Raw genomic sequence first — 19,982 nt, forward strand, 5'->3', positions numbered from 1 at the left:
ATTCAAACATACTTTAATAAAAGCATTGGCAAAATAACAGGAAGATCGCGGAAAGAAAACCACCTTGATCGCCTTACAGAAATTCAAACAAAAATCTCAGTAAATTCCCCGCAAAATCCAGAATATAGGATACAAACAGTGCTTCATCTATTATACAAAAAACGGCCCGATAATCGGGCCGTTTTCCATTCACTCTGACCAAACATTCTGATCAGGAATTCAAATCGGTATTAACTGGCTTTTGAAAAGCGCTCTGCAACATATTCCCAGTTCACAAGGCTATCTACAAAAGCCTTTACATAGTCTGGACGCGCATTGCGGTAATCAATGTAGTAAGAGTGCTCCCAAACATCACAGCCGAGAAGTGCATGACCACCAGTAACCAGTGGATTTTCACCATTTGCAGTTTTGGTCACAGCAAGCTTGCCGCTGTCATTCAGCACAAGCCAGCACCACCCGGAACCGAACTGTGTAACACCAGCGTTTACGAAATCGGCTTTGAACTGATCAACACTACCGAAGTCTTCTATAATCTTCTTTTCAAGTTCGCCTGGAATGGCACCACCACCGTTTGGTTTCATCATGTTCCAGAACTCGATGTGGTTCCAGTGCTGTGCCGCATTATTAAAAATGCCCGCCTTGGATGCATCGCCAAAAGAACCTTTAACGATCTCTTCCAGAGATTTACCTTCCAGATCGGAACCTTCCAGAAGCTTGTTACCATTCACAACATAAGCGTTGTGGTGTTTGTCGTGGTGAAACTCAAGAGTTTCTGCAGACATATATGGTCCCAGAGCGTCGTAAGCATATGGAAGAGCTGGTAATTCAAGAGCCATGAGATTTCCCCAATTTATTAGTTTCGTTTCAGTATTCGAATTTCTGCCGCACTTTAGCCCGTTTACCCCCTGTACCAAAAGCGAAAATCGCATCTATATGATTTTCAGTTCCGAATAACTAAAAAGAAAAGAAAATCTGCCTGTAGATTAAGTCAGGAGGCAAACAGGTACTTAAAAAGAAAAAGCGGCTTATTTCTCGATCTTAAGCGTTAAAGCAGAAAGACATTCAAGTGTCTCTTCACTCACATGGTGTTCAACACCCTCGGCGTCAATCTCTGCTGTTGCATCGCTCACACCCGCGGCTTTTAAAAAGCGAACCACAATTTCATGTCGGCGGCGTGCAGCCAATGCCAGAGCACGTCCCTGATCTGTCAGAAATATTGATCGGTAGGGTTTTGAAATAACTAACCCTTCGCGCTGAAGACGTTGGATAATTTTATTCACGGTTGCATGGCTGACGCCCATACGTTCCGACAGTTCAACGACACGCGCTTCCCCGTTTGCATTGATCAAATCATCGATTAGTTCAACATAATCTTCTGCGACTTCTGTCTTATGGGCTTCGCGAACACGCTCAAACTTTGCAGCCTGCTGTTCTGCATCTTCCAATTCTATATTCGCCTCTGGGTCAGTCACTGATGTCATGGACTTAAATATAACCTTCCGCCACTCATCTAATATTAACTCTGCTTTGCCCTTACTTACCTGAAAGAATCCCGGATGTAAAAGAGCAAGCACACTTATGCATCCACCCAAATCAACTTGAGATTATTACATGCAAAATAAATAAGATAACCTTGAGATATTATGCCATTGACACTAAATGTAGCCTAGGCTACAAATTTATCCCTCAACATCAAAGCCATTATATTTAACCACGACTCGATTCTATTGCCATTAACGCCCCGAAGCAGACAGATTAAAAAGAAACTGATGATGTTACTTAGATCCTTTACCTTTATAACCAAGACTATCTTGGCAGCAGTTATTCTCATCGCTTCCGGCCATTTAGCCAGAGCCGATAAGCCTATTATAGTCACAACAATTGCCCAGATCGCAGATGCCGTCAGCCACATCGTCGGAGACAAGATGGAAGTGGATAGTCTTATGGGTGAAGGTGTTGACCCCCACACCTATCGAATGAACAGATATGATGTCGCCGCTCTGACAAAAGCAGATATCGTTCTCTACAATGGCCTCTATCTGGAAGCACAGATGGAAGATGCGCTGGAACGTATGGCAACCAAAAAACCAGTGGTTCCTTTGGCCGAGACAATCAACAAATCTCTGTTATTGACCAGTCAGGATTACGAAGACAAAAACGATCCACACGTCTGGATGGATGTGCGTAAGTGGATGGCGGTTACAAACCAGGCGCTCAACGTTATCAAAAAGTTCGATCCTGCAAATGCTGATTTCTACGACAAAAATACTGCGGAATACCTAATCAAGCTTGAACAGCTTAATGGATATGTTGAAACCGTTCTCTCAAGTGTTCCCGAAAACGAACGTGTTGTTATCTCAGCTCACGATGCTTTCAATTATTTTGGCAAAGCATATGACTTTGAAGTCGTTGGCATTCAGGGGTTAAGTACAGCAAGTGAAGCTGGCCTAAAGAAGATCGAAAATCTGGTTGATTTGATCGTCACCCGGAAGATCAGGGCTGTTTTTGTCGAAAGTTCTGTTGCTGATCGTAATGTAAAAGCTTTGATCGAAGGTGCTGAAGCTCGCGGTCATAACATAACAATCGGCGGAACATTGTTTTCAGATGCCATGGGGCCCGCGGGAACCTACGAAGGCACTTACATTGGCATGCTTGATCACAACGCAACTGTGATTAGCCGTGCTCTTGGTGGCGAAGCTCCTTTGGCTGGCATGAGCAAACAATTGACCTTGACGCAACACACAGCTAACTAAGGCTGTATAGGAAATTTTCCGATGATCGCGAAACTATTGAAACTGCAACCGAGTACATCCCTCAGCACTGATGCCGCGAAGAAAGCACCTCTGGCAATCGACGGCCTCTCTGTTTCCTATCACCACAAGCCAGTGGTCTGGGATCTCTCGTTTGTTGCCCCTGAAAAGGGTTTGGTTGCGGTTGTCGGCCCCAATGGCGCAGGAAAATCAACATTTATCAAGGCTGCTCTTGGTTTGATCCCCAAGTTATCCGGGGAAATAACGGTTTATGGCAAGCCCGTGGACAAACAACGCAAGCTCATTGGATACGTTCCTCAGCGGGGTAGCGTGGACTGGGATTTCCCAGCCTCTGCACTGGATGTTGTCACCATGGGCCTTTATGGCGAGATTGGCTGGTTAAAGCCGGTTCGAAAAGGTCACAAAGAACAAGCCCTGTCCTATCTGGAGAAAGTTGGCATGGCCGACTTCGCTGATCGACAGATCGGACAGCTATCCGGCGGACAACAACAACGTGTTTTCCTTGCCCGTGCACTGGCACAAGACGCATCGCTTTATTTCATGGACGAGCCTTTTGTCGGTGTAGATGCCGCAACAGAACGTGCCATTATCAACGTTTTGAAAAAGCTAAAAGACCAAGGCAAAACGGTAATCTGTGTTCACCACGATCTGCAATCCGCACCTGACTATTTCGATCACGCGCTTATTCTCAATGTAAGGCCAGTAGCCAGTGGCCCAATGCACGAGGCCTTTACCTCTGAAAACCTGCAACGTGCCTATGGTGGCCGTCTTGCACCCTCAGAATTGTCTGGATTGATGTCACTCGCAGGTCAGTAACCCTAACCTGAACCGACAGATCACACTGAAAACCAGAAAACACCACCAGAATCATCACCAGAATCACTAAGGGCAGAATCGTGCTTCAGGAACTCTTTGACATCCTAACTTTCCAAAGTGGGTACAACACGAATGTTGTCCTTCTCGGCGCTGGCTTACTGGGCACCGCGGGGGGAGTTGTCGGTGTATTCTCTCTTCTACGAAAACGCGCCTTGATCAGTGACGCAATCAGCCACGCAACTCTTCCCGGCATCACACTCGGCTTTTTGGTTGCCCTTGCCTTGACAGGAACAGGCAAAAGCCTTCCTTTCCTGATGGTTGGCTCGACCCTAAGCGGTATTCTTGGCGTTTTACTGGTGCAATGGATCAAAGATAACACACGCCTTCCAGAGGATTCAGCTATTGGTACTGTGCTGAGTTCCTTCTTTGGTTTGGGCGTCGTATTGATGAGCTACATCCAAACCCTAAAAAGCGGCAGCCAGGCGGGCTTAGAGAGTTACTTGCTAGGCTCAACAGCCAGCATGCTACAAAGTGAAGCCGAAATGATCGCCATTTCAGCTCTTGCCATAACCATGCTTGCCGTTCTGTTTATGAAAGAGTTTGGCCTGGTGTGCTTCGATCCCGATTACGCCGCCTCACGGGGCTGGGCCGTGAGTAAAATTGATCTTCTTATGATGGCCCTGTTACTTGCCGTGGTTGTCATTGGTCTTAAAACGGTCGGCCTTATTCTGATCATCGCTCTTGTTATTATCCCACCTGTTGCCGCCCGTTTCTGGACTGATCGTCTAGGTGTCATGGTTGCAATCTCTGCATTTACGGGCGGGATGAGCTGTTATCTGGGCGCAGCATTATCCGCACTCACCCCCGACTTACCTTCGGGCGCAACAATCGTATTAACGGCAACGGCTCTCTTTACACTCTCGCTTCTCTTTGCGCCGAAAAGAGGCGTCATTGCTACCGCCTTAAGACAATTTTCCTTTAGACTGAAAATCACCCGACGCCGGGCACTATTGTCCCTCAACAAAGGTCAACCAACTCTCTCATTTCTGGCTTCATTCCTGTTAAAACGCGAAGGTGTTCTGAACAGTGACCATACCCTGACGGAAAAAGGTCAGAAAACCGTGGCAACTATGTCCAGAGATCAAGCGCTTTGGAATCAGTATCTTAGTGACTATCCAGAAGAGGCCTTCGCGCAAAACCGTTGGTCACTTGCCATGATTACCGACATTCTTCCGCGCGATCTGATCAATGAGCTGGAAATGTCAATTGACAGCCCCAAGAAGGAAATCGGCTAATGGATTTACCTCTCGCAGATTTTCTCCAAATCGATTTCCCGGCGCTGCTGGTCGCATCTCTTGCGGGCCTCTGTTGCGGCTTGCCCGGCAACTTTCTTGTTCTGAGGCGCCAGAGCCTGATTGGGGATGCCATGAGCCACGTTGTTCTACCCGGTATTGTTGTCGGCTATCTCTTGTCCGGCACGCTGGATACGTTACCCATGCTTCTCGGTGCTTTGGGGGCAGCCCTAATTTCTGCTCTCCTGATCGAAGTTATTCGCCGACTTGGCAATGTCGAACCCGGTGCAGCCATGGGGGTCGTTTTTACATCTATGTTTGCCCTTGGCGTACTTATTCTGGAACAGACCGGCGCATCAGGCGTGCATCTTGATGTAGAACATGCTCTTTACGGAAATCTGGAATCTACCCTGTGGTTTGGTTTGACTGACTGGTCTGATATTCTGTCTGCAGATGGACTGGCACAAATGCCGGGAAGTATCAGCAGACTTGGCGGCGTCACCCTTGTCGTCCTGCTTGTCATTATTCTCTTTTTCAAAGAGCTAAAGATATCAACTTTTGATCCCGCCATGGCAACATCCTTGGGATTTAATGCCCGCTATATCAGCATCGGCCTGATCGTCATGACCGCAACCTCTGCCGTTGCTGCCTTTGATGCTGTTGGATCTATCCTTGTCATTGCCATGTTCATTTGCCCTGCTGCAACGGCACGCATGTGGACGGATAAACTGAGTTCTCAAATCATCCTGTCCTCTGTCTTTGCGCTGATGTCGGGATGCCTGGGATACCTGATCGCGGCTTTTGGGCCATTTCTACTTGGTGAAAATTACGCCTTAAACGCCGCAGGTATGATTGCCGTTGTCGCTTGTTTGTTACAAGCGTTTTCGATGGTATTCGCCCCGAACCACGGGACCATGGGGCGATTCCTAAAGCAACGCAAAGCACTTCAGGAACCCGCCGAGATCTAAAAGGTATCTAATCCAAGAATATAAAAGGCTTATTTCTTCAAAACATTTTCAAGGACATCCAGCGCCTTATTGGTCAAGATGTCGATCAGGACAACATCGTCATCCACAATAATAAACCGGCTGTTTGCGCGACGCGGTAATCTACCTTGAAGATCATCAGGCAGATCGCGCTTGGCTAAACCCGGAGGTAGAGAGCCTTTCTCATCCAGTTGCTTTTGCAACCCAGGAGGCAAAGATCCTTTTTTTGCCAGACCGGGGGGTAAGCCTTTTTTCTTACCCTTTCCCTTATTCTTTTTGTTGTCTTGGGTCGTCTGGTCCTCTTTGCCGAAATAACGATTAATCACCGTCCGTTCAATTTCACTGATCACATCTTCAATAACCTGCTCTTGCGATGCCTGTGATGCATAAACAGGTGACAAAGATATAAGGCTCACAGCACTCAAACCAAGAACCGTTGGCACGATCGCGGCTGCAAAACTTTTTCTGATTAGACGTTTCATAACGTAACCTCATTTCTTGTTCGTCAGGGAACAGTATAAGTGAAAAGAGGCAAAAATTGGATTAGCGTAAATATACGTAGTGGCGACAATACTGATTATAGCTTCTGACTTTGACTAGGAAGTTTTCGTTCCGAGAGCGGTGTACACCCAAAGAAATTGCGATAACAGCGCGAGAAATGCGCAGATGAATTATAGCCACAAGCCAAAGCAACCTCGATAATCCGCATCTTGGTTTGCATGATCAACTGACGCGACCGATAGAGCCTCAACTCGCTATAGTATCTGGCCGGTGATTTATTAAATTGCTTGCTGAACATGCGCTCCAATTGACGCCGCGATGACCCCGCGATTTTTGACAGTTCTTCAAGGCTCAAAGGCTCTTCCAAGTGATCTTCCATAATCTGGATGACTCGCAACAGGCGTTGATCCTGAATAGAATAGCGCGCGGAAAGGCCAAAGTACTGAAATTCACGCCGATCTCGAATACGCTCGTGTACGAACTGATCCGCGACCATTCTGGCCAACTCAAAACCATGCAGGTCAGAGATAAAGTTCAACATCATATCCAGACCAGCAGTCCCCCCAACACAGGTAAAGCCCTTTGCACTGACCTCAAACAGTTCGTTGGATGTCTCAATCTCAGGAAATGTTTCTTTGAAAGCCGACAAATATTCCCAATGGACCGCACATTTGGCTTTATCGGCCAGCCCGGCTTTCGCCAGATAATACGACGCCGTATAAAGGGCCCCAATTACCTTGCCCTGACGCCCCACGGTCCTTAGCCAAGGCATAAAGTCACTGGTGTCAAATCCGGATATATTGTGTCCTCCACAGAGGATAATATTTTCCGGCTTGCTCGCCGATGCCAGATTACCCTGCACTTCCAGACGTAATCCATTCGACGCCTCAACATTCTCTCCATCCAGAGAAAAAACCGGACAGTCATAAAGCTCTTCACGCGCGACCTTGTTTGCAACACGCAAAGGCTCCATCGCGAAGGTAAAAGAGTTCATCGAAAACCCCGGCAAAAGCAAAAAGCCAACGCGTCGGGTTTTGCCTTCTTTAGGTTCTGGAAACATTTTATTCTCTTTTACGCCTGACTGGATAATAACTGAACCTTGTCGCTTTTCACACAAAACGACACATACCCTTCTAAGGGGCCTTTCCCAAGGTTTCAATAGCAGAAACACAAAAGGCTGCCTGAATTAGACAGCCCTTTGTAAATAAATGCGCTATTTGACTATTTATTTTTGTGCCAATACTCGATAGCAGCCCCAACGCCTTTGCCCGGCTCAATATCCATTCCCAAATCGCGCATAACCATCTCGGCCCCGCCTAGCGCGCTAAACAGCATACACTCATTCAAATCACCAAGGTGTCCAATCCGAAACAGCTTTCCGGCAACCTGGGTAAGCCCTCCGCCAAGAGAAAGGTTATAATCCTGATAGGCTCGCTTAACGATTTCTTGTCCATCAATATGTTCAGGAACCATAACCCCGGTAACCGTATCTGATTGCCATGCAGGTGTTTTGGCACAGGTTGATAACCCCCATGCAGCAACAGCCTGCCGCACTCCCTCAGCCAAACGGTGATGCCGTTGCCACACGTTTCCCATCCCCTCTTCAAGCAGGACATCGACAGAAGCACGCAAGCCTCTCAACAATCCCATAGCAGGAGTGTAAGGGCCAAAGCCGGTGCGGGTCTGATTAATCATCATCTTGAAATCAAAATAAAACCGAGGGCACAATGCCGTCTCACCCGCTTGGAGTGCCTTTTGGCTAACGCCAACGATTCCAAGGCCTGTTGGCAACATAAAGCCCTTTTGTGAACCAGCGACCGCAAGATCAACACCCCAGGCGTCCATCTCAAATTCAATGGCCCCTATTGAGCTGATGCCATCCACATACAGCAACGCCGGATGGTTACAGGCATCCAAAGCTTCGCGAACACCTTTGACATCAGATGTAACACCCGTTGCAGTCTCATTGTGACAAACAACGACACCCTTGATCTCATGCTGCGTATCAGCAGCAAGGCGTTCTGCTATCTGCGTCACAGGCGCGCCCTCACCCCATGGCACATCTATGTCTTCAACCTCAATGCCAAGCGCGCGACACGAATCAATCCATAGGCTTGAAAACTGTCCGAACCGAGCTGTAAGTACCTTGTCACCAGGTGAAAGAGTATTGGTAATGGCCGCTTCCCATCCCCCCGTTCCAGATGACGGGAAAACAATCACTTCACCTTTTTCTGTCCGGAATATTTTCTTCAAATCTTCGAACAGCGGCACCATAAAGTCCGGCGCAGACAGGGCGCGATGATCTTCCGTATTCACATCCATTGCCAGCCGAATACGTTCCGGCATATTTGTTGGACCCGGTATAAAAAGCGAATTGCGACCAGCCATCATTAAATCCTTAGCAGTATCTCAAAATAAATTCTTCTGAGACTACGCAAACCGGTCCACAACAAAAAGGATCAATTCGGATTAGGAATTGTGACAAAAACGCAAAAATCCCCCCATGCGCTCAACAAACTTGCATGAGGAAAAAAAGAGGCGCAGGATATTATACCTAATCAATCACCTCCCTAAATCGAGTTCTCTCATGACATTAGAAGTATGGCTTCTTTTCATTGCCGTCAGCCTTGCGCCTGCAATCAGCCCCGGCCCAGCAGTATTTCTAGCCCTTTCGAACACACTCAAATTTGGGGGCCGCGCAACGATCTGGTCAGCAACTGGCAATGCACTTGGTCTATTTATCCTCGGTTTTGGGGCTGCCTTGGGCTTGGGCACGATTATGGAAACCTCAGCTTTCGCCTTCACAATTCTAAAGTTCATTGGAGCTGCTTATCTCATCTGGCTTGGCATTAAAACTTGGAGAGATAAAAGCGGTTTGGTAGAAGAAGGACAAAACACATTTCCCCCTCAAAAACACAAACTCTTTTCTACTGCTCTGATAGTATCCCTTACCAACCCCAAAGCGATCGTTGTTATTCTTGCCTTGTTCCCTCCCTTTATGAACGCAGAGGGATCAGCCCTATTTCAGGCAGCCGTCCTATCCGCAACCTATGCAGTCCTGTGCTTTTTAAATCATCTGACAATTGCCCTGATGGGTGGGCGCTTGAAGAATTTTATGAATAATATGAAACGCATCCGCCTGGTTCGACGTGTACTCGGTGCAACTTTTGCCGGCTTCGGCGCATTACTCGCTTCAGCTCAAAGATAAGCTACCACCCCATTCTATCCGCAAAAGCATGCCAGCGAATCATAAAGGGCATAAACCACGGTGATCCGCTATAAAGTGGCCTGCTTTCAAAAGGCAAGTCATCCAATTCAGTTCGCCCTTCTGGATCTCCTAAAATCTTCAGGGCTGTCTTTCGCCCAAAATAAACAGCACGCCCGACACCTGAACCACAATATCCCATGGCGTAATGCATACCATCAATCTTCCCTACATGAGGGGCATGATCAAAGGTATAGGCCACAACACCGGACCAGGCATATTCTATCTTTACCTGTTGTAATTGTGGATAAATCCGCCGCATAGCCGTCCCGAGATAATTTACATACTCCCGGGGGTTATCTTTTAAGTCTTTTGCCCGCCCACCAAAAATCATTCTCTTTCCATCCGCAGATGGACGGTAATAAAAGACCAAACGGTGCGTATCGCCATGGCCTCTTAATTTTGGGGAAAGCTCAAGAATTTTCTCTGGTGGCAACTCTTCTGTTGCCGTTACCGCAGATCGGATCGGGATAAGACGTCGACGAAACCATTGCAGATTTTTAGGGGTATAACCATTGGTTGCCACAATGACATCACGCGCCGTCAAAGAATGATTGTTAGTGCAAATCTCCAGTTTTCCTTCTGGACCCGAAATATTTTGGACAGCCTGCCCGCCATATATCTTGGCTCCGGCCTCTGTGGTTTTTCTCAACAGTCCTTGTAATAGCAGAGCAGGTTGAAGCGTTCCATCATCCTCATAAACAGCCCCGCCATGATAAAGGTCAGAGCCGATCTCATAGTGCTGTTCAGCTTTGGACACCATATGCGCATTGAGATTAAGCTCTCTTTGCATGACTTCAACTTGTCGGGCAAGGCTGTCATAGTGTTGCGGGCGAACAACTCCCCGAAACCGCCCACGCATTACCAACTCGCAATCAATTTTTTCCTCTTCTACAAAAGAAACAAGTGATCGCATGCTATCCAGGCTTTCGCGCATAATGGCACGCGCTTTTTCTTTTCCATAGGCACGCTCCAGCCCTTTAAGTCCGAGTTTATGAAAACTTGGTCCTAACAGCCCTCCGTTGCGGGCGGAACAGCCCCACCCCGGGCGTTCCGCATCTAAGACAACGACGGATCGTCCGGCACGCGCCAGGGTAAGTGCTGCAGAAAGCCCTGTGTATCCTGCGCCAACGACAACAACATCAGCCTTTTTAGGCGGCAGATCTGATTGAACGTAACTGTCTGGTTGAAAGCGAGTGTCAGACCACCAAAAGGGTAGATGCGTAAAGGTCTCTAATCCAGCCATCGTCATCTCTACTCTTAGGGAAAAGAAAAAGGAGTTCCATAGGAAATTTAACTTTTAACTAAACCATATGCTGCCATGACAAGCAGACCATGGGAAGTAGAAAGCAGGATTTCTTTGTTTATGTACAGATGAAAGATAACAACAAAAAAGCGGCCTCTTCACTCACCTTTTATCCAAGGGAACTTCTGTGGTTTCTTTAATTTTTTCCATAGAAAAATAAGACGTTACATCATGCAGTGGTGCCGTACGAATGATCTTCTTATAAACCCGGTCATAATCTTCGATACTGGATACCAAAATCTTCAACAGGTAGTCCACGTTTCCATTAAGACGATGAAATTCAACCACTTCATCAATATTACTAATGCCCTCAGAAAAACTTTCAAGCCAACCATCACCATGATGCTCGGTTCTGAGTTCAACAAAAACTGTCAACTCTTTCCCCACCATTGCCGGATCAATTAAGGCAACCTGCTTTTTAATAACGCCAGATTCCTGCAATAGCTTTATGCGACGCCAACAAGCATTGGTCGATAGATTGACCAACTCAGCAATTTCCGACGCAGGGCGACTGGCATCACGCTGTAATTCCTTTAAAATTCGCAGATCAATATCATCTAATTTCATTAAAACCTTCTAACTTGGGATATTTTCTCAAAACTAAGCCAAATTACACCGAAAAATGAGAAAAAACTACTTAAAATATTAGCTATACTTGATAAAAGAAATAAAAAAACAATAACTAACCTTGGTGAATTAAATGAAAAAAATTATCGACAATCTTTTTATCAATCACCCACAATCAGTGAATGAAACGTATTTTGAACACATGGGGCAAGCTCTGTATTTTTCATTTAATATGTGTATTGGCTTTTTCGTTTGTCTCTGTCATGCCTTCATACCAGGTGCTTTTGAGAAGACTGGTAGCCAATTAGTTACAAAATTATATGATCGTATGGTTGAAAATCGGATGCGTAATCAATCCAAACAAGATTCAGGAAATTCAGGAATTGAAAACACAGAAGTAAACCAAGCCTAAAACCATTTCTTCTTCTGCAATATCCAGATTGGCATCGCTTCTTTAATTAGAAGTGTGCCCTATCATTAGTTTTGCTTAAAAGATTAATTTTTTTGAGATTCTTGAGAAATATTACTCTAGAGTCTTCGCAAATATTCCTCGCACATAGTACGCGATAACATTACCAAAGATATATTGAGCAAAATAATGTCTGTTCTCGTTTTGGGGGCTGAAAAGTACGCCCGGATAAAATCATTAATGCCTGGTGTAATGCTGGCAGTCATCTTAGCCTTTGCCGCAACCTTTATTTCTGATCATCATGGCGGACCAACTCTTCTTTATGCCCTGCTATTTGGTATGAGCCTTAACTCACTTATCGAAGGCTCATCAGCAAAATCTGGTATCGAGTTCACCAGTAAATCTGTCTTGCGCATCGGGGTAGCGCTTTTAGGTGTAAGGATAGGCCTGGACCAAATTACACAGCTAGGTCTTACGTCTACCAGTATTTTGGTAATTGCAGTCATTATTACCATAATATCCGGCGTTTTACTGGCACGTTTTTTTGGGTTTGATAAACGATTTGGGTTATTAACGGGTGGGGCTACAGCAATTTGTGGAGCATCAGCAGCTCTCGCGATTTCCGCAGCAATGCCAAACTCCCCCAATAAAGAGCGATCTACATTGTTTGCTGTCGTTGCAGTCACGACACTATCCACTCTGGCCATGATTCTATACCCGCCCCTCGCCCTGTGGATGGAGATGACACCAGAAGAATCAGGGTTCTTCATTGGCGGCACTATTCATGATGTCGCGCAGGTTGTTGGGGCAGGTTATTCAATCTCCCCCGAAGCAGGCGATTCTGCCACCGTGGCCAAGCTCTTTCGTGTTGCTCTCCTTGTCCCGATTACGCTTTTTGTCACAACAGTATTCAAGCAGACAAACCCAAATAAGATGAAGGCCTATTTGCCTCCACTCTTTTTAATCGGCTTCATTGTCTTTACGGGATTACGCTCAACCGGAGTATTATCAGATTTTTTGATCACGCAACTTTCTGAACTTTCCCGTTGGTGTCTTATCACAGCGATCGCAGCAGTTGGCTTAAAAACATCTCTACGCGATGTTCTGCAAATTGGACATCAGGCATTGGTCCTTGTCGTTGTAGAAACCCTCATTATCGCAGGACTGATTATAGGTAGTATCTATCTGGTACACTGAAAGCTCTGACACAGAGCCCCCCCCAATACGGCAATGAAGGACGGCTGAACAGCCGTCCTTTTCTCTTTTTATGAATTACCCAGCGCCGCAATAATTCGGACCCAGGATCGGATTCCTTTGTGGAAGCTTTTCAGATCATATTTCTCATTAGGGCTATGGATACGATCGTCTTCCAAGGCAAAGCCAACCAGAAGAGTTTCCATACCCAAAACACTGCGGAATTCAGTTGTAATTGGAATAGAACCACCCGACCCAATCAGAGCAGCCTCTTTATTCCATTCATCAGAAAGTGCTTTGATCACTTTCTGCGTTTCCGGCATATCCGTATCCACAACCAAAGGACCAAATTCACCTCCGACTGATTCATATTCAACCGAACAGTCCGTAGGCAAACGAGCTTCAACAAAGCTTCGGAATGCCTCACGAATTTTGACTGGTTCCTGTTGATCGACTAAACGGAAGGTGAACTTAGCATTTGCTTCTGCAGGAATAACCGTCTTGGAACCTTCTCCGTTATATCCGCCCCAAATACCATTTACTTCACAGGTCGGGCGTGATGTCAGCTGCTCAAGGACAGAATAACCCTCTTCCCCTGCAGGCACAGAAAGACCAACTTCACCCAAAAATTCTTCACCATCAAACCCCAACTCATCCCATTGCTTTTTGATATCTGCAGGTAACTCGCCAACACCATCATAAAACCCGGGAATTTGAACACGTCCCTTGTCATCACGCAAATCGGCAATAATCTTGGACAGAACATGCAAAGGGTTACGCGCTGCAGAACCATAACCACCAGAATGCAGGTCGCGATCAGCAGCTTTGATAACCAGGTTTTCTTTCATCATTCCGCGAAGGCGTACTGTGATCGCGGGTGTATCCTTGTCCCACATGCTCGTATCGCAGACCAACGCCAGATCAGCCTTCAGCTCTTCTTTGTGGGCCGCAAGGAAATCATCCAGGCTTGGACTACCGGTTTCTTCTTCGCCCTCCAGAATCATCGACACATTCAATGGCAACTTACCAGTTACAGCTCGCCAAGCACGACAAGCTTCAACAAAGGTCAAAAGCTGCCCCTTGTCATCCGACGTACCGCGTCCTGTCAGCTCTTTGCCACCATCTGGTAGTACTTTTACTGTCGGTTCAAAAGGCGGGTTATTCCAAAGCCCCAACGGATCAACAGGCTGAACATCATAATGCCCGTAAAACAGTACATGCGGCCCACTATCATGGTCCGGCGTATGGGCGACAACCATCGGGTGGCCTGGGGTCGGTCGCACAGAGGCATCGAACTGAAGCTCTTTAAGTTCACGCTCTAGCCATTCTGCCGCTTTCCGGCATTCTGCTTTGTAGGCGGGGTCAGTAGAGATACTTTCAATTCTGACAAGGTCAAACAATCTGTCGATAGATTCTTCCAGATGATCGTCCACGTGGGACAACACTTGATCCAGGGCGCTCATTCCTATGCTCCTAGCGTTTTAGTTTTATTTATGAGCCTTACAAGGCACGTTGGGTCCCGCCAAAACATCCTGTAATCATCAAAAAAATCTTCAGAAAACATGAAATAACGGGAAGAATAGTTGCATCAAGCTAGCAGAACCTAACTCGACTAGGCAAGTTGTGTTTCCGAAAGCTATTCACCAGAATTCCATAATAGGCAAACAGAATTAATCCGCTTACAGTTATCTCGATTATAAAAGAGATAAATAAGGCTCTCACAGGGGAAGAACAAATGATCAAGGATACGGAAAATCCTGTACTCGGTATTTTAGGCGTTGGATATTTCGCGTCCTATTTCATAAACTCACTCAGAAATGGGGGATACAAAGAGACAATTTATCTATCACCAAGAAATGCCCAAACAGTAGAAAGGCTTTCACAAGAACATCATTGCTTAGTTGCACAGAATAATCAGGATGTTATAGATAAATCAGATATCGTACTGCTCGCTGTCAGGCCCGAACAATTATCCAGTTTGCTGCCCCCCTTATCTTTCCGGGACAATCAAATTGTCATCACTGCTGTTGCCGGAAAAACAATTGCAGCCCACTACACAATAGCGGGGCATCTACCCCAAACACTCATACGGATGATCCCGGTCTGCAGCATAGAAGCCGGAGAAGGTGTTGTTCCCATCTATCCCCCAAATCCACAGGTGGAAAAGCTGGCAGATTTTACCGGCACACCAATCAGCTTTAATTCCGAGCATGACTTTGATCTGGCTTTAACCACATCCTGTATGAACGGATGGCTCTATGATTTTTTTGGAACGATGACAAACTGGCTGGAAGAAAAAGGCCTTTCCGAAGACAAGGCCCGAGATGTCATTTTGTACAATATCAGAGGCGCAACCGCTTACGCGTTGCAAAAAGAAGATCAAAAACTCGCAGACATCACTGGTGAAATTGCCACGGAAGGAACCTTTACTCTCGAAGGCTTAAATCTTCTGAAAAAACAACAGGGATTTACCGCTTGGGGCCAGGCTTTGGAGCATGTGCATAAAAAGCTTACTGAATAATAGGACTCATTCCAAATGACTTGCCTCAAGTGATTTAATCTAGGTGAATTGATTTGAGCAACCTCTCTCGATGTTTCTGTGATCACAATTCCCTGAATTGGCGGTGATCAACTTTATCCTTACGATACGCACACATCATCTTATCAGGATAACATTCCTCATCATGTTTGGATCACTTCGTGCTCATTATCTCATCTTCACGTTTTTTCTATGCCTCTTCGCGCAGCCTGTATGGAGCACAACAGCCTTAGGTCTAGAAAATGAATGTGAGCATGAAACCAGCTGCCAGTTAGACGGGCGAAGTTATCAGGTCAAAACACCATCCCATTGGGATGGAAAATCGCCCTTGCCAGTTCTCATGCATTTCCATGGATGGGGCCGAACCGGCAGAAATGTTCTCAACAATCCGAGAATTACGCGAGCAACAGACAATCATGGTTTTTTGCTCGTGGCACCGGATGGCCTTGGGAAAAGCTGGGACTTTTGGGGTAAAACCTCAAGGGATACACCTTTCGCGCAGGCAATCCTCAAGGATCTCAAAGCCAAATGGCCCATAGATGAGAACAAAGTGTATCTCTCTGGATTTTCTTACGGCAGCGCCATGGCTTGGCGTCTCGCCTGTGAAAGTGGGCAAGAGTTCGCAGGTCTTCTGGCAATTGCAGGTACCCTATGGCAACAAGAAGCTATTGAATGCCAAGGCGGCCCCATCAAGGTCACCCATGTTCACGGCCTCAAAGACAACGTCATGTCCCTCCCCAGAGGAAACGATGACAATCCGCTCAAAGGTATCGAATTATGGCGTCGCACAAATGAATGCCAACTTGAACCTGATGCAGTGGAGAAAATAAATATTTTCACCTGTCATCACTGGACAGGATGTAACAGCGGCAAAGAAACATCCATCTGCCTGCACAACTATGGGCACATGATTCCCAAAGGCTGGTTGGATATTGCGTTCAGTCAAATAATAGAAAAAGAATAGCTATCCGAATTGGCCCAACTTCACAGCCGGAGACACTGTATTTTCTTGCTGCCAGGCTTGAAACATCAAGATATCCCAAATCAGATATTGCCAGTTTCGGCGCCCAGAAAGATGTTCTTGCCACTTCTTCCGTATTGGCTCGTGCCTGAAAATACCGCCTTCATTTAAGGATTTTACGGACAAAAGATCTTCGGCCCATTCACGCAGTGGACCGCGAAGCCATGAATCAATTGGCACACCAAACCCCATTTTCGGCCGTTCAATAAGTTCCTGGGGAACATATTTATAAAGCACTTGCCTTAAGAGCCATTTTCCCTGACCGTTGCGAATTTTCATATGCTGTGGCAATTTCCACGCAAAATCCACAACACGATGGTCAAGCAAAGGTACTCTCGCTTCCAAGGAAACCGCCATAGAAGCCCGGTCCACTTTGGTCAAGATATCATCCGGCAGATAGGTCAAGGTATCCAAATACTGCATCCGATCGATGAAGTTGGGAATTCTTCGTTGTACTTCATCGTTCCACATAATGCCTTTTGGCTCGACCCCATCGATAACAATACTGTCAGGGTCGGACCAATGGCTTACGAGGCCACGATAAAAAGCGTCTTTTCCACCATCTAATATTTTAGCCAGCTTGTGCAGCTTATCTCCGAATAAAGTTGGACGCCTGCTTGAAGGGATCACCTTTGCCAGAAGATCCCAGCTTCTTGGAGATATCCCTTGGATAAGCCCGGCTTCTAGGCGACGTAGTATTTGTGGTTGCCCGAAGATAGCTTTTCCATATTTTTCAGCTGTAAAATACCTGGTATAGCCAGAGAAAAGCTCATCCCCTCCATCTCCTGAGAGTGCGACGGTGACATGCTCTCTTGTCATCTTCGACACTAGATAAGTTGGTATTTGTGATGAGTCTGAGAAAGGTTCATCAAAATAAAAGGGAAGCTTGGGAATAACGTCTCGCGCTTCCTGAGGAGAAACATACAGCTCAGTATGGTCTGTGCGTAAATGCTTCGCCACTTCAGCAGCATGTTTTGCCTCGTTATACCCCTCTTCATGGAATCCAATTGAAAACGTTCGAACAGGGCGTTCACTTTGTGCCTGCATCAAGGCAACAACGGTTGAGGAATCAATACCACCAGAAAGAAACGCGCCAAGCGGAACATCGGCCATCATGCGACGCCCTGTTGCATCAAGAAGCAACTCATGAAGCGCCTCTATAGCTTGCTCATCACTCCCGCTAAAAGGATTATTTTTTGCTTGATCGACAACTTCATCTAGGGACCAATATTGTTCCAGTATTGGCTTTTCATTCGCACGAACACTAATCATCCATCCTGGTTCGAGCTTATTGATCTCTTTATAGATACTTGCTGCACCGCCAATATAGTTATGCCTTAAAAACCCAGCAACTGCATCTCGATTGATCTCTTCAGGGCAATCTGGATGCACCCGTAAGGCCTTTAACTCAGAGCCAAACAAGAAGTTTTTTGAAGTCTGGGCCCAGTAAACTGGTTTAATCCCTAACCGATCTCGAACAACTGTAAGACGTCTTTCATGTCGGTCCCACAAAGCGAGAACAAACATACCAATCAATTTTTGTACAGTTGCTTTGACACCCCAAAGAGCACAACCTTCTAAAATAACTTCAGTATCAGAATGTCCCCTGAAATTGATTCCCCGAGCAGCCAACTCAGGCCTGATCTCGTTGTGATTGTAAACTTCTCCGTTATAGATAATTACATAACGTCCACAAGCCGAAGTCATTGGCTGAGCACCAGCAGAAGATAGATCTACAATCGCCAAGCGACGGTGAGACAAAGCAATACCGGAACATCCCTCGACCCAGACATCACCACTATCAGGGCCACGATGCAACATAGCATTCCCCATAGCATGCGCTATCTGGGAAAGATGTTCTTCACGTCGATCTGCATTATTTTCGAGGAATCCTGCAACACCACACATGGATTATGTCTCCTAACTCGCCGCTTCGAAAAAGATCAGTGGGCATTATGGAAGCGTATATAATTTTAGACTCTGTCAGTAGGGATTTACGAGTTAATTCGGTAGAACGATTTGTACCAATCGACAAAATGGCCGATACCCTCTTCGATTGTTGTCATCGGCTTATAACCTGTAATCGCTGTCAATTCAGAAACATCTGCCCAGGTAGCGGGGACATCACCATCCTGCATTGGCAACATATTATACTCTGCTTTTACACCGAGCTTCTCTTCCAGAACTTCAATATAGCGCATCAGCTTCTCACAACGAGTATTTCCAATGTTAACAACACGGTAAGGTGCGATACCGCTTGTACTTGGATTTGGATTATTACTATCCCACTCTGGATCAACTGAGGGCGGAACCTCAGCTAGTCGACTTATACCTTCAACAATGTCCTTCACATAGGTAAAGTCGCGCTGCATGTTTCCGTTATTAAAAACATTAATCGGCTTTCCGGCCAAAATATCACGAGTAAACATAAAAAGCGCCATGTCAGGGCGCCCCCAAGGACCATATACAGTGAAAAACCGCATTCCTGTACTGGGAATATTGAATAGATGAGAATAGGAATGCGCCATCATCTCATTGGATTTTTTTGTGGCAGCATAAAGTGTCATTGGATGCTCAGCACTTTCAGAAACTTTGAAAGGCATCTTTGTATTAGCACCATAAGCAGAGCTTGTTGAAGCATAGACGAGATGTTCAACAGGGTAGTGACGACATGCCTCAAGTATATTTAAAAACCCATCAACATTTGCCTTAAGATAAGCTCTCGGGTTTTCGAGACTATATCTCACCCCGGCCTGAGCGGCCAAATTCACACAGTAGTTTGGGCGATATTCTTTAAAAACAGCTTCAACAGCAGGCCAATCGGCGAGGTCTATTCGTTTTTCGATAAATCCGTCAAATTTAGCTAAATTAGCTAGTCGAGCTTCTTTTAAAGTTACATCATAATAATCACTGACAACATCGATACCGATAACTTTATGCCCTTGGGTCAACAACAGATCCGCAAGATGGTACCCAATAAATCCAGCTACGCCAGTGACTACAAAAGTTTTATTCGTCATCAATGTTTGTGCCTTAAGAAGTCATTATTTTCAGGTCATGATCATTAACACTAAACTACTCATGCCCACAACCTGCGAACCAACAAATCACACGAATCTATTTCTGGCTATCACATAGCTAGGCTCAGGACTCATTCTTTGAGATAGAAGATAACGGCAGCAGCAATGCAAATAGCAGAGAAGAAAGTGTGCGCGCATCTGTCATATCGTGTTGTAATTCTTCTCCAATCTTTGAGTTTAGCAAACATATTTTCGACTTTGACTTGAGCTCTGAGGTGTGTTGCATCAATCATGA

At 46.0% G+C, this 19,982-nt stretch carries 20 protein-coding genes; 9 read left to right on the plus strand and 11 right to left on the minus strand.

Going from position 1 to position 19,982, the window contains the following annotated elements; all coding sequences use genetic code 11:
- Positions 1-230 precede the first annotated feature (230 nt).
- Positions 231-836, minus strand: a complete 606-nt coding sequence (locus WH96_RS15090; RefSeq protein WP_047765011.1) for a superoxide dismutase — start codon at positions 834-836, stop codon at positions 231-233.
- A gap of 189 nt (positions 837-1,025) precedes the next feature.
- Entirely contained in the window at positions 1,026-1,481 is a 456-nt protein-coding gene (mntR, locus tag WH96_RS15095) for a manganese-binding transcriptional regulator MntR (protein ID WP_156176823.1), read from the minus strand.
- 288 nt (positions 1,482-1,769) lie between these two features.
- Between mntR and WH96_RS15100 the strand changes: the two genes are divergently transcribed.
- The 4 genes from WH96_RS15100 (at position 1,770) to WH96_RS15115 (ending at position 5,847) form a co-directional block, all read left to right on the plus strand.
- A complete protein-coding gene (locus WH96_RS15100; protein ID WP_245629496.1) occupies positions 1,770-2,753 on the plus strand; it encodes a metal ABC transporter solute-binding protein, Zn/Mn family in 984 nt (327 codons plus the stop codon).
- Positions 2,754-2,774: 21 nt separating this feature from the next.
- Positions 2,775-3,587: a metal ABC transporter ATP-binding protein gene (locus WH96_RS15105; protein WP_082130512.1), complete on the plus strand. Its 813-nt coding sequence runs from the start codon at positions 2,775-2,777 to the stop codon at positions 3,585-3,587.
- Positions 3,588-3,667: 80 nt separating this feature from the next.
- On the plus strand, positions 3,668-4,882 hold the full coding sequence (locus tag WH96_RS15110; RefSeq protein WP_047765013.1) for a metal ABC transporter permease: 1,215 nt from the start codon (positions 3,668-3,670) through the stop codon (positions 4,880-4,882).
- The gene (locus WH96_RS15115; RefSeq protein ID WP_047765014.1) at positions 4,882-5,847 is read left to right on the plus strand and encodes a metal ABC transporter permease; all 966 of its coding nucleotides are present in this window, start codon (positions 4,882-4,884) and stop codon (positions 5,845-5,847) included. The genes WH96_RS15110 and WH96_RS15115 overlap by 1 nt, the downstream gene beginning before the upstream one ends.
- A 29-nt stretch (positions 5,848-5,876) precedes the next feature.
- On the opposite strand, the gene WH96_RS15120 is transcribed toward WH96_RS15115, so the two are convergent.
- From WH96_RS15120 to WH96_RS15130, 3 genes are all read right to left on the minus strand, one after another.
- On the minus strand, positions 5,877-6,347 hold the full coding sequence (locus WH96_RS15120) for a hypothetical protein (protein ID WP_053005985.1): 471 nt from the start codon (positions 6,345-6,347) through the stop codon (positions 5,877-5,879).
- A gap of 95 nt (positions 6,348-6,442) precedes the next feature.
- Positions 6,443-7,426: a GlxA family transcriptional regulator gene (locus WH96_RS15125; protein WP_047765015.1), complete on the minus strand. Its 984-nt coding sequence runs from the start codon at positions 7,424-7,426 to the stop codon at positions 6,443-6,445.
- A 161-nt stretch (positions 7,427-7,587) separates the two neighbouring features.
- Positions 7,588-8,754, minus strand: coding sequence for an aminotransferase class V-fold PLP-dependent enzyme (locus WH96_RS15130; protein WP_047765016.1), 1,167 nt, complete (start codon positions 8,752-8,754; stop codon positions 7,588-7,590).
- 199 nt (positions 8,755-8,953) lie between these two features.
- Between WH96_RS15130 and WH96_RS15135 the strand changes: the two genes are divergently transcribed.
- A complete protein-coding gene (locus tag WH96_RS15135) occupies positions 8,954-9,574 on the plus strand; it encodes a LysE family translocator (protein WP_047765017.1) in 621 nt (206 codons plus the stop codon).
- Between the two features lies 1 nt (position 9,575).
- Here the strand turns inward: WH96_RS15135 and WH96_RS15140 are convergent, their stop codons facing one another.
- Both WH96_RS15140 and WH96_RS15145 read right to left on the minus strand, forming a co-directional pair.
- Complete coding sequence (locus WH96_RS15140) at positions 9,576-10,877, minus strand: NAD(P)/FAD-dependent oxidoreductase (RefSeq protein ID WP_082130513.1); 1,302 nt, start codon at positions 10,875-10,877, stop codon at positions 9,576-9,578.
- A gap of 162 nt (positions 10,878-11,039) precedes the next feature.
- Positions 11,040-11,504 (minus strand): Lrp/AsnC family transcriptional regulator, encoded by a 465-nt coding sequence (locus WH96_RS15145; protein ID WP_047765019.1) that lies wholly within the window; start codon positions 11,502-11,504, stop codon positions 11,040-11,042.
- A 133-nt stretch (positions 11,505-11,637) separates the two neighbouring features.
- Here WH96_RS15145 and WH96_RS15150 point away from each other — a divergent pair, with 133 nt between their 5' ends.
- Both WH96_RS15150 and WH96_RS15155 read left to right on the plus strand, forming a co-directional pair.
- On the plus strand, positions 11,638-11,916 hold the full coding sequence (locus WH96_RS15150; RefSeq protein WP_047765020.1) for a DUF6356 family protein: 279 nt from the start codon (positions 11,638-11,640) through the stop codon (positions 11,914-11,916).
- A 186-nt stretch (positions 11,917-12,102) separates the two neighbouring features.
- On the plus strand, positions 12,103-13,110 hold the full coding sequence (locus tag WH96_RS15155) for a YeiH family protein (protein WP_047765021.1): 1,008 nt from the start codon (positions 12,103-12,105) through the stop codon (positions 13,108-13,110).
- 68 nt (positions 13,111-13,178) lie between these two features.
- On the opposite strand, the gene WH96_RS15160 is transcribed toward WH96_RS15155, so the two are convergent.
- A complete protein-coding gene (locus WH96_RS15160; RefSeq protein ID WP_047765022.1) occupies positions 13,179-14,570 on the minus strand; it encodes a dipeptidase in 1,392 nt (463 codons plus the stop codon).
- A gap of 272 nt (positions 14,571-14,842) precedes the next feature.
- On the opposite strand from WH96_RS15160, the gene WH96_RS15165 reads away from it, so the two are divergent.
- A complete protein-coding gene (locus tag WH96_RS15165) occupies positions 14,843-15,628 on the plus strand; it encodes an NAD(P)-binding domain-containing protein (protein ID WP_047765023.1) in 786 nt (261 codons plus the stop codon).
- A 163-nt stretch (positions 15,629-15,791) separates the two neighbouring features.
- Positions 15,792-16,610 (plus strand): alpha/beta hydrolase family esterase, encoded by an 819-nt coding sequence (locus WH96_RS15170; protein WP_047765024.1) that lies wholly within the window; start codon positions 15,792-15,794, stop codon positions 16,608-16,610.
- On the opposite strand, the gene asnB is transcribed toward WH96_RS15170, so the two are convergent.
- From asnB to WH96_RS15185, 3 genes are all read right to left on the minus strand, one after another.
- Positions 16,611-18,575, minus strand: coding sequence for an asparagine synthase (glutamine-hydrolyzing) (asnB, locus tag WH96_RS15175; RefSeq protein WP_047765025.1), 1,965 nt, complete (start codon positions 18,573-18,575; stop codon positions 16,611-16,613). It abuts the gene before it with no gap.
- An 86-nt stretch (positions 18,576-18,661) separates the two neighbouring features.
- Positions 18,662-19,687 (minus strand): NAD-dependent epimerase, encoded by a 1,026-nt coding sequence (locus tag WH96_RS15180; protein ID WP_047765026.1) that lies wholly within the window; start codon positions 19,685-19,687, stop codon positions 18,662-18,664.
- Positions 19,688-19,818: 131 nt separating this feature from the next.
- Positions 19,819-19,977, minus strand: coding sequence for a transposase (locus WH96_RS15185; RefSeq protein WP_407060101.1), 159 nt, complete (start codon positions 19,975-19,977; stop codon positions 19,819-19,821).
- Between the last annotated feature and the right edge of the window lie 5 nt (positions 19,978-19,982).

It is taken from the genome of Kiloniella spongiae, from assembly GCF_001026905.1.
GTDB lineage: Bacteria > Pseudomonadota > Alphaproteobacteria > Kiloniellales > Kiloniellaceae > Kiloniella > Kiloniella spongiae.

Coding starts and splice junctions, on each gene's coding strand:
- WH96_RS15165 (WP_047765023.1), top strand. CDS start 14,843: ATGATCAAGGATACGGAAAATCCTGTACTCGGTATTTTAGGCGTTGGA.
- WH96_RS15090 (WP_047765011.1), bottom strand. CDS start 836: ATGGCTCTTGAATTACCAGCTCTTCCATATGCTTACGACGCTCTGGGA.
- WH96_RS15150 (WP_047765020.1), top strand. CDS start 11,638: ATGAAAAAAATTATCGACAATCTTTTTATCAATCACCCACAATCAGTG.
- WH96_RS15130 (WP_047765016.1), bottom strand. CDS start 8,754: ATGGCTGGTCGCAATTCGCTTTTTATACCGGGTCCAACAAATATGCCG.
- WH96_RS15140 (WP_082130513.1), bottom strand. CDS start 10,877: ATGGCTGGATTAGAGACCTTTACGCATCTACCCTTTTGGTGGTCTGAC.
- WH96_RS15180 (WP_047765026.1), bottom strand. CDS start 19,687: ATGACGAATAAAACTTTTGTAGTCACTGGCGTAGCTGGATTTATTGGG.
- WH96_RS15125 (WP_047765015.1), bottom strand. CDS start 7,426: ATGTTTCCAGAACCTAAAGAAGGCAAAACCCGACGCGTTGGCTTTTTG.
- mntR (WP_156176823.1), bottom strand. CDS start 1,481: ATGACATCAGTGACTGACCCAGAGGCGAATATAGAATTGGAAGATGCA.
- WH96_RS15155 (WP_047765021.1), top strand. CDS start 12,103: ATGTCTGTTCTCGTTTTGGGGGCTGAAAAGTACGCCCGGATAAAATCA.
- WH96_RS15135 (WP_047765017.1), top strand. CDS start 8,954: ATGACATTAGAAGTATGGCTTCTTTTCATTGCCGTCAGCCTTGCGCCT.
- asnB (WP_047765025.1), bottom strand. CDS start 18,575: ATGTGTGGTGTTGCAGGATTCCTCGAAAATAATGCAGATCGACGTGAA.
- WH96_RS15100 (WP_245629496.1), top strand. CDS start 1,770: ATGATGTTACTTAGATCCTTTACCTTTATAACCAAGACTATCTTGGCA.
- WH96_RS15115 (WP_047765014.1), top strand. CDS start 4,882: ATGGATTTACCTCTCGCAGATTTTCTCCAAATCGATTTCCCGGCGCTG.
- WH96_RS15170 (WP_047765024.1), top strand. CDS start 15,792: ATGTTTGGATCACTTCGTGCTCATTATCTCATCTTCACGTTTTTTCTA.
- WH96_RS15120 (WP_053005985.1), bottom strand. CDS start 6,347: ATGAAACGTCTAATCAGAAAAAGTTTTGCAGCCGCGATCGTGCCAACG.
- WH96_RS15145 (WP_047765019.1), bottom strand. CDS start 11,504: ATGAAATTAGATGATATTGATCTGCGAATTTTAAAGGAATTACAGCGT.
- WH96_RS15105 (WP_082130512.1), top strand. CDS start 2,775: ATGATCGCGAAACTATTGAAACTGCAACCGAGTACATCCCTCAGCACT.
- WH96_RS15160 (WP_047765022.1), bottom strand. CDS start 14,570: ATGAGCGCCCTGGATCAAGTGTTGTCCCACGTGGACGATCATCTGGAA.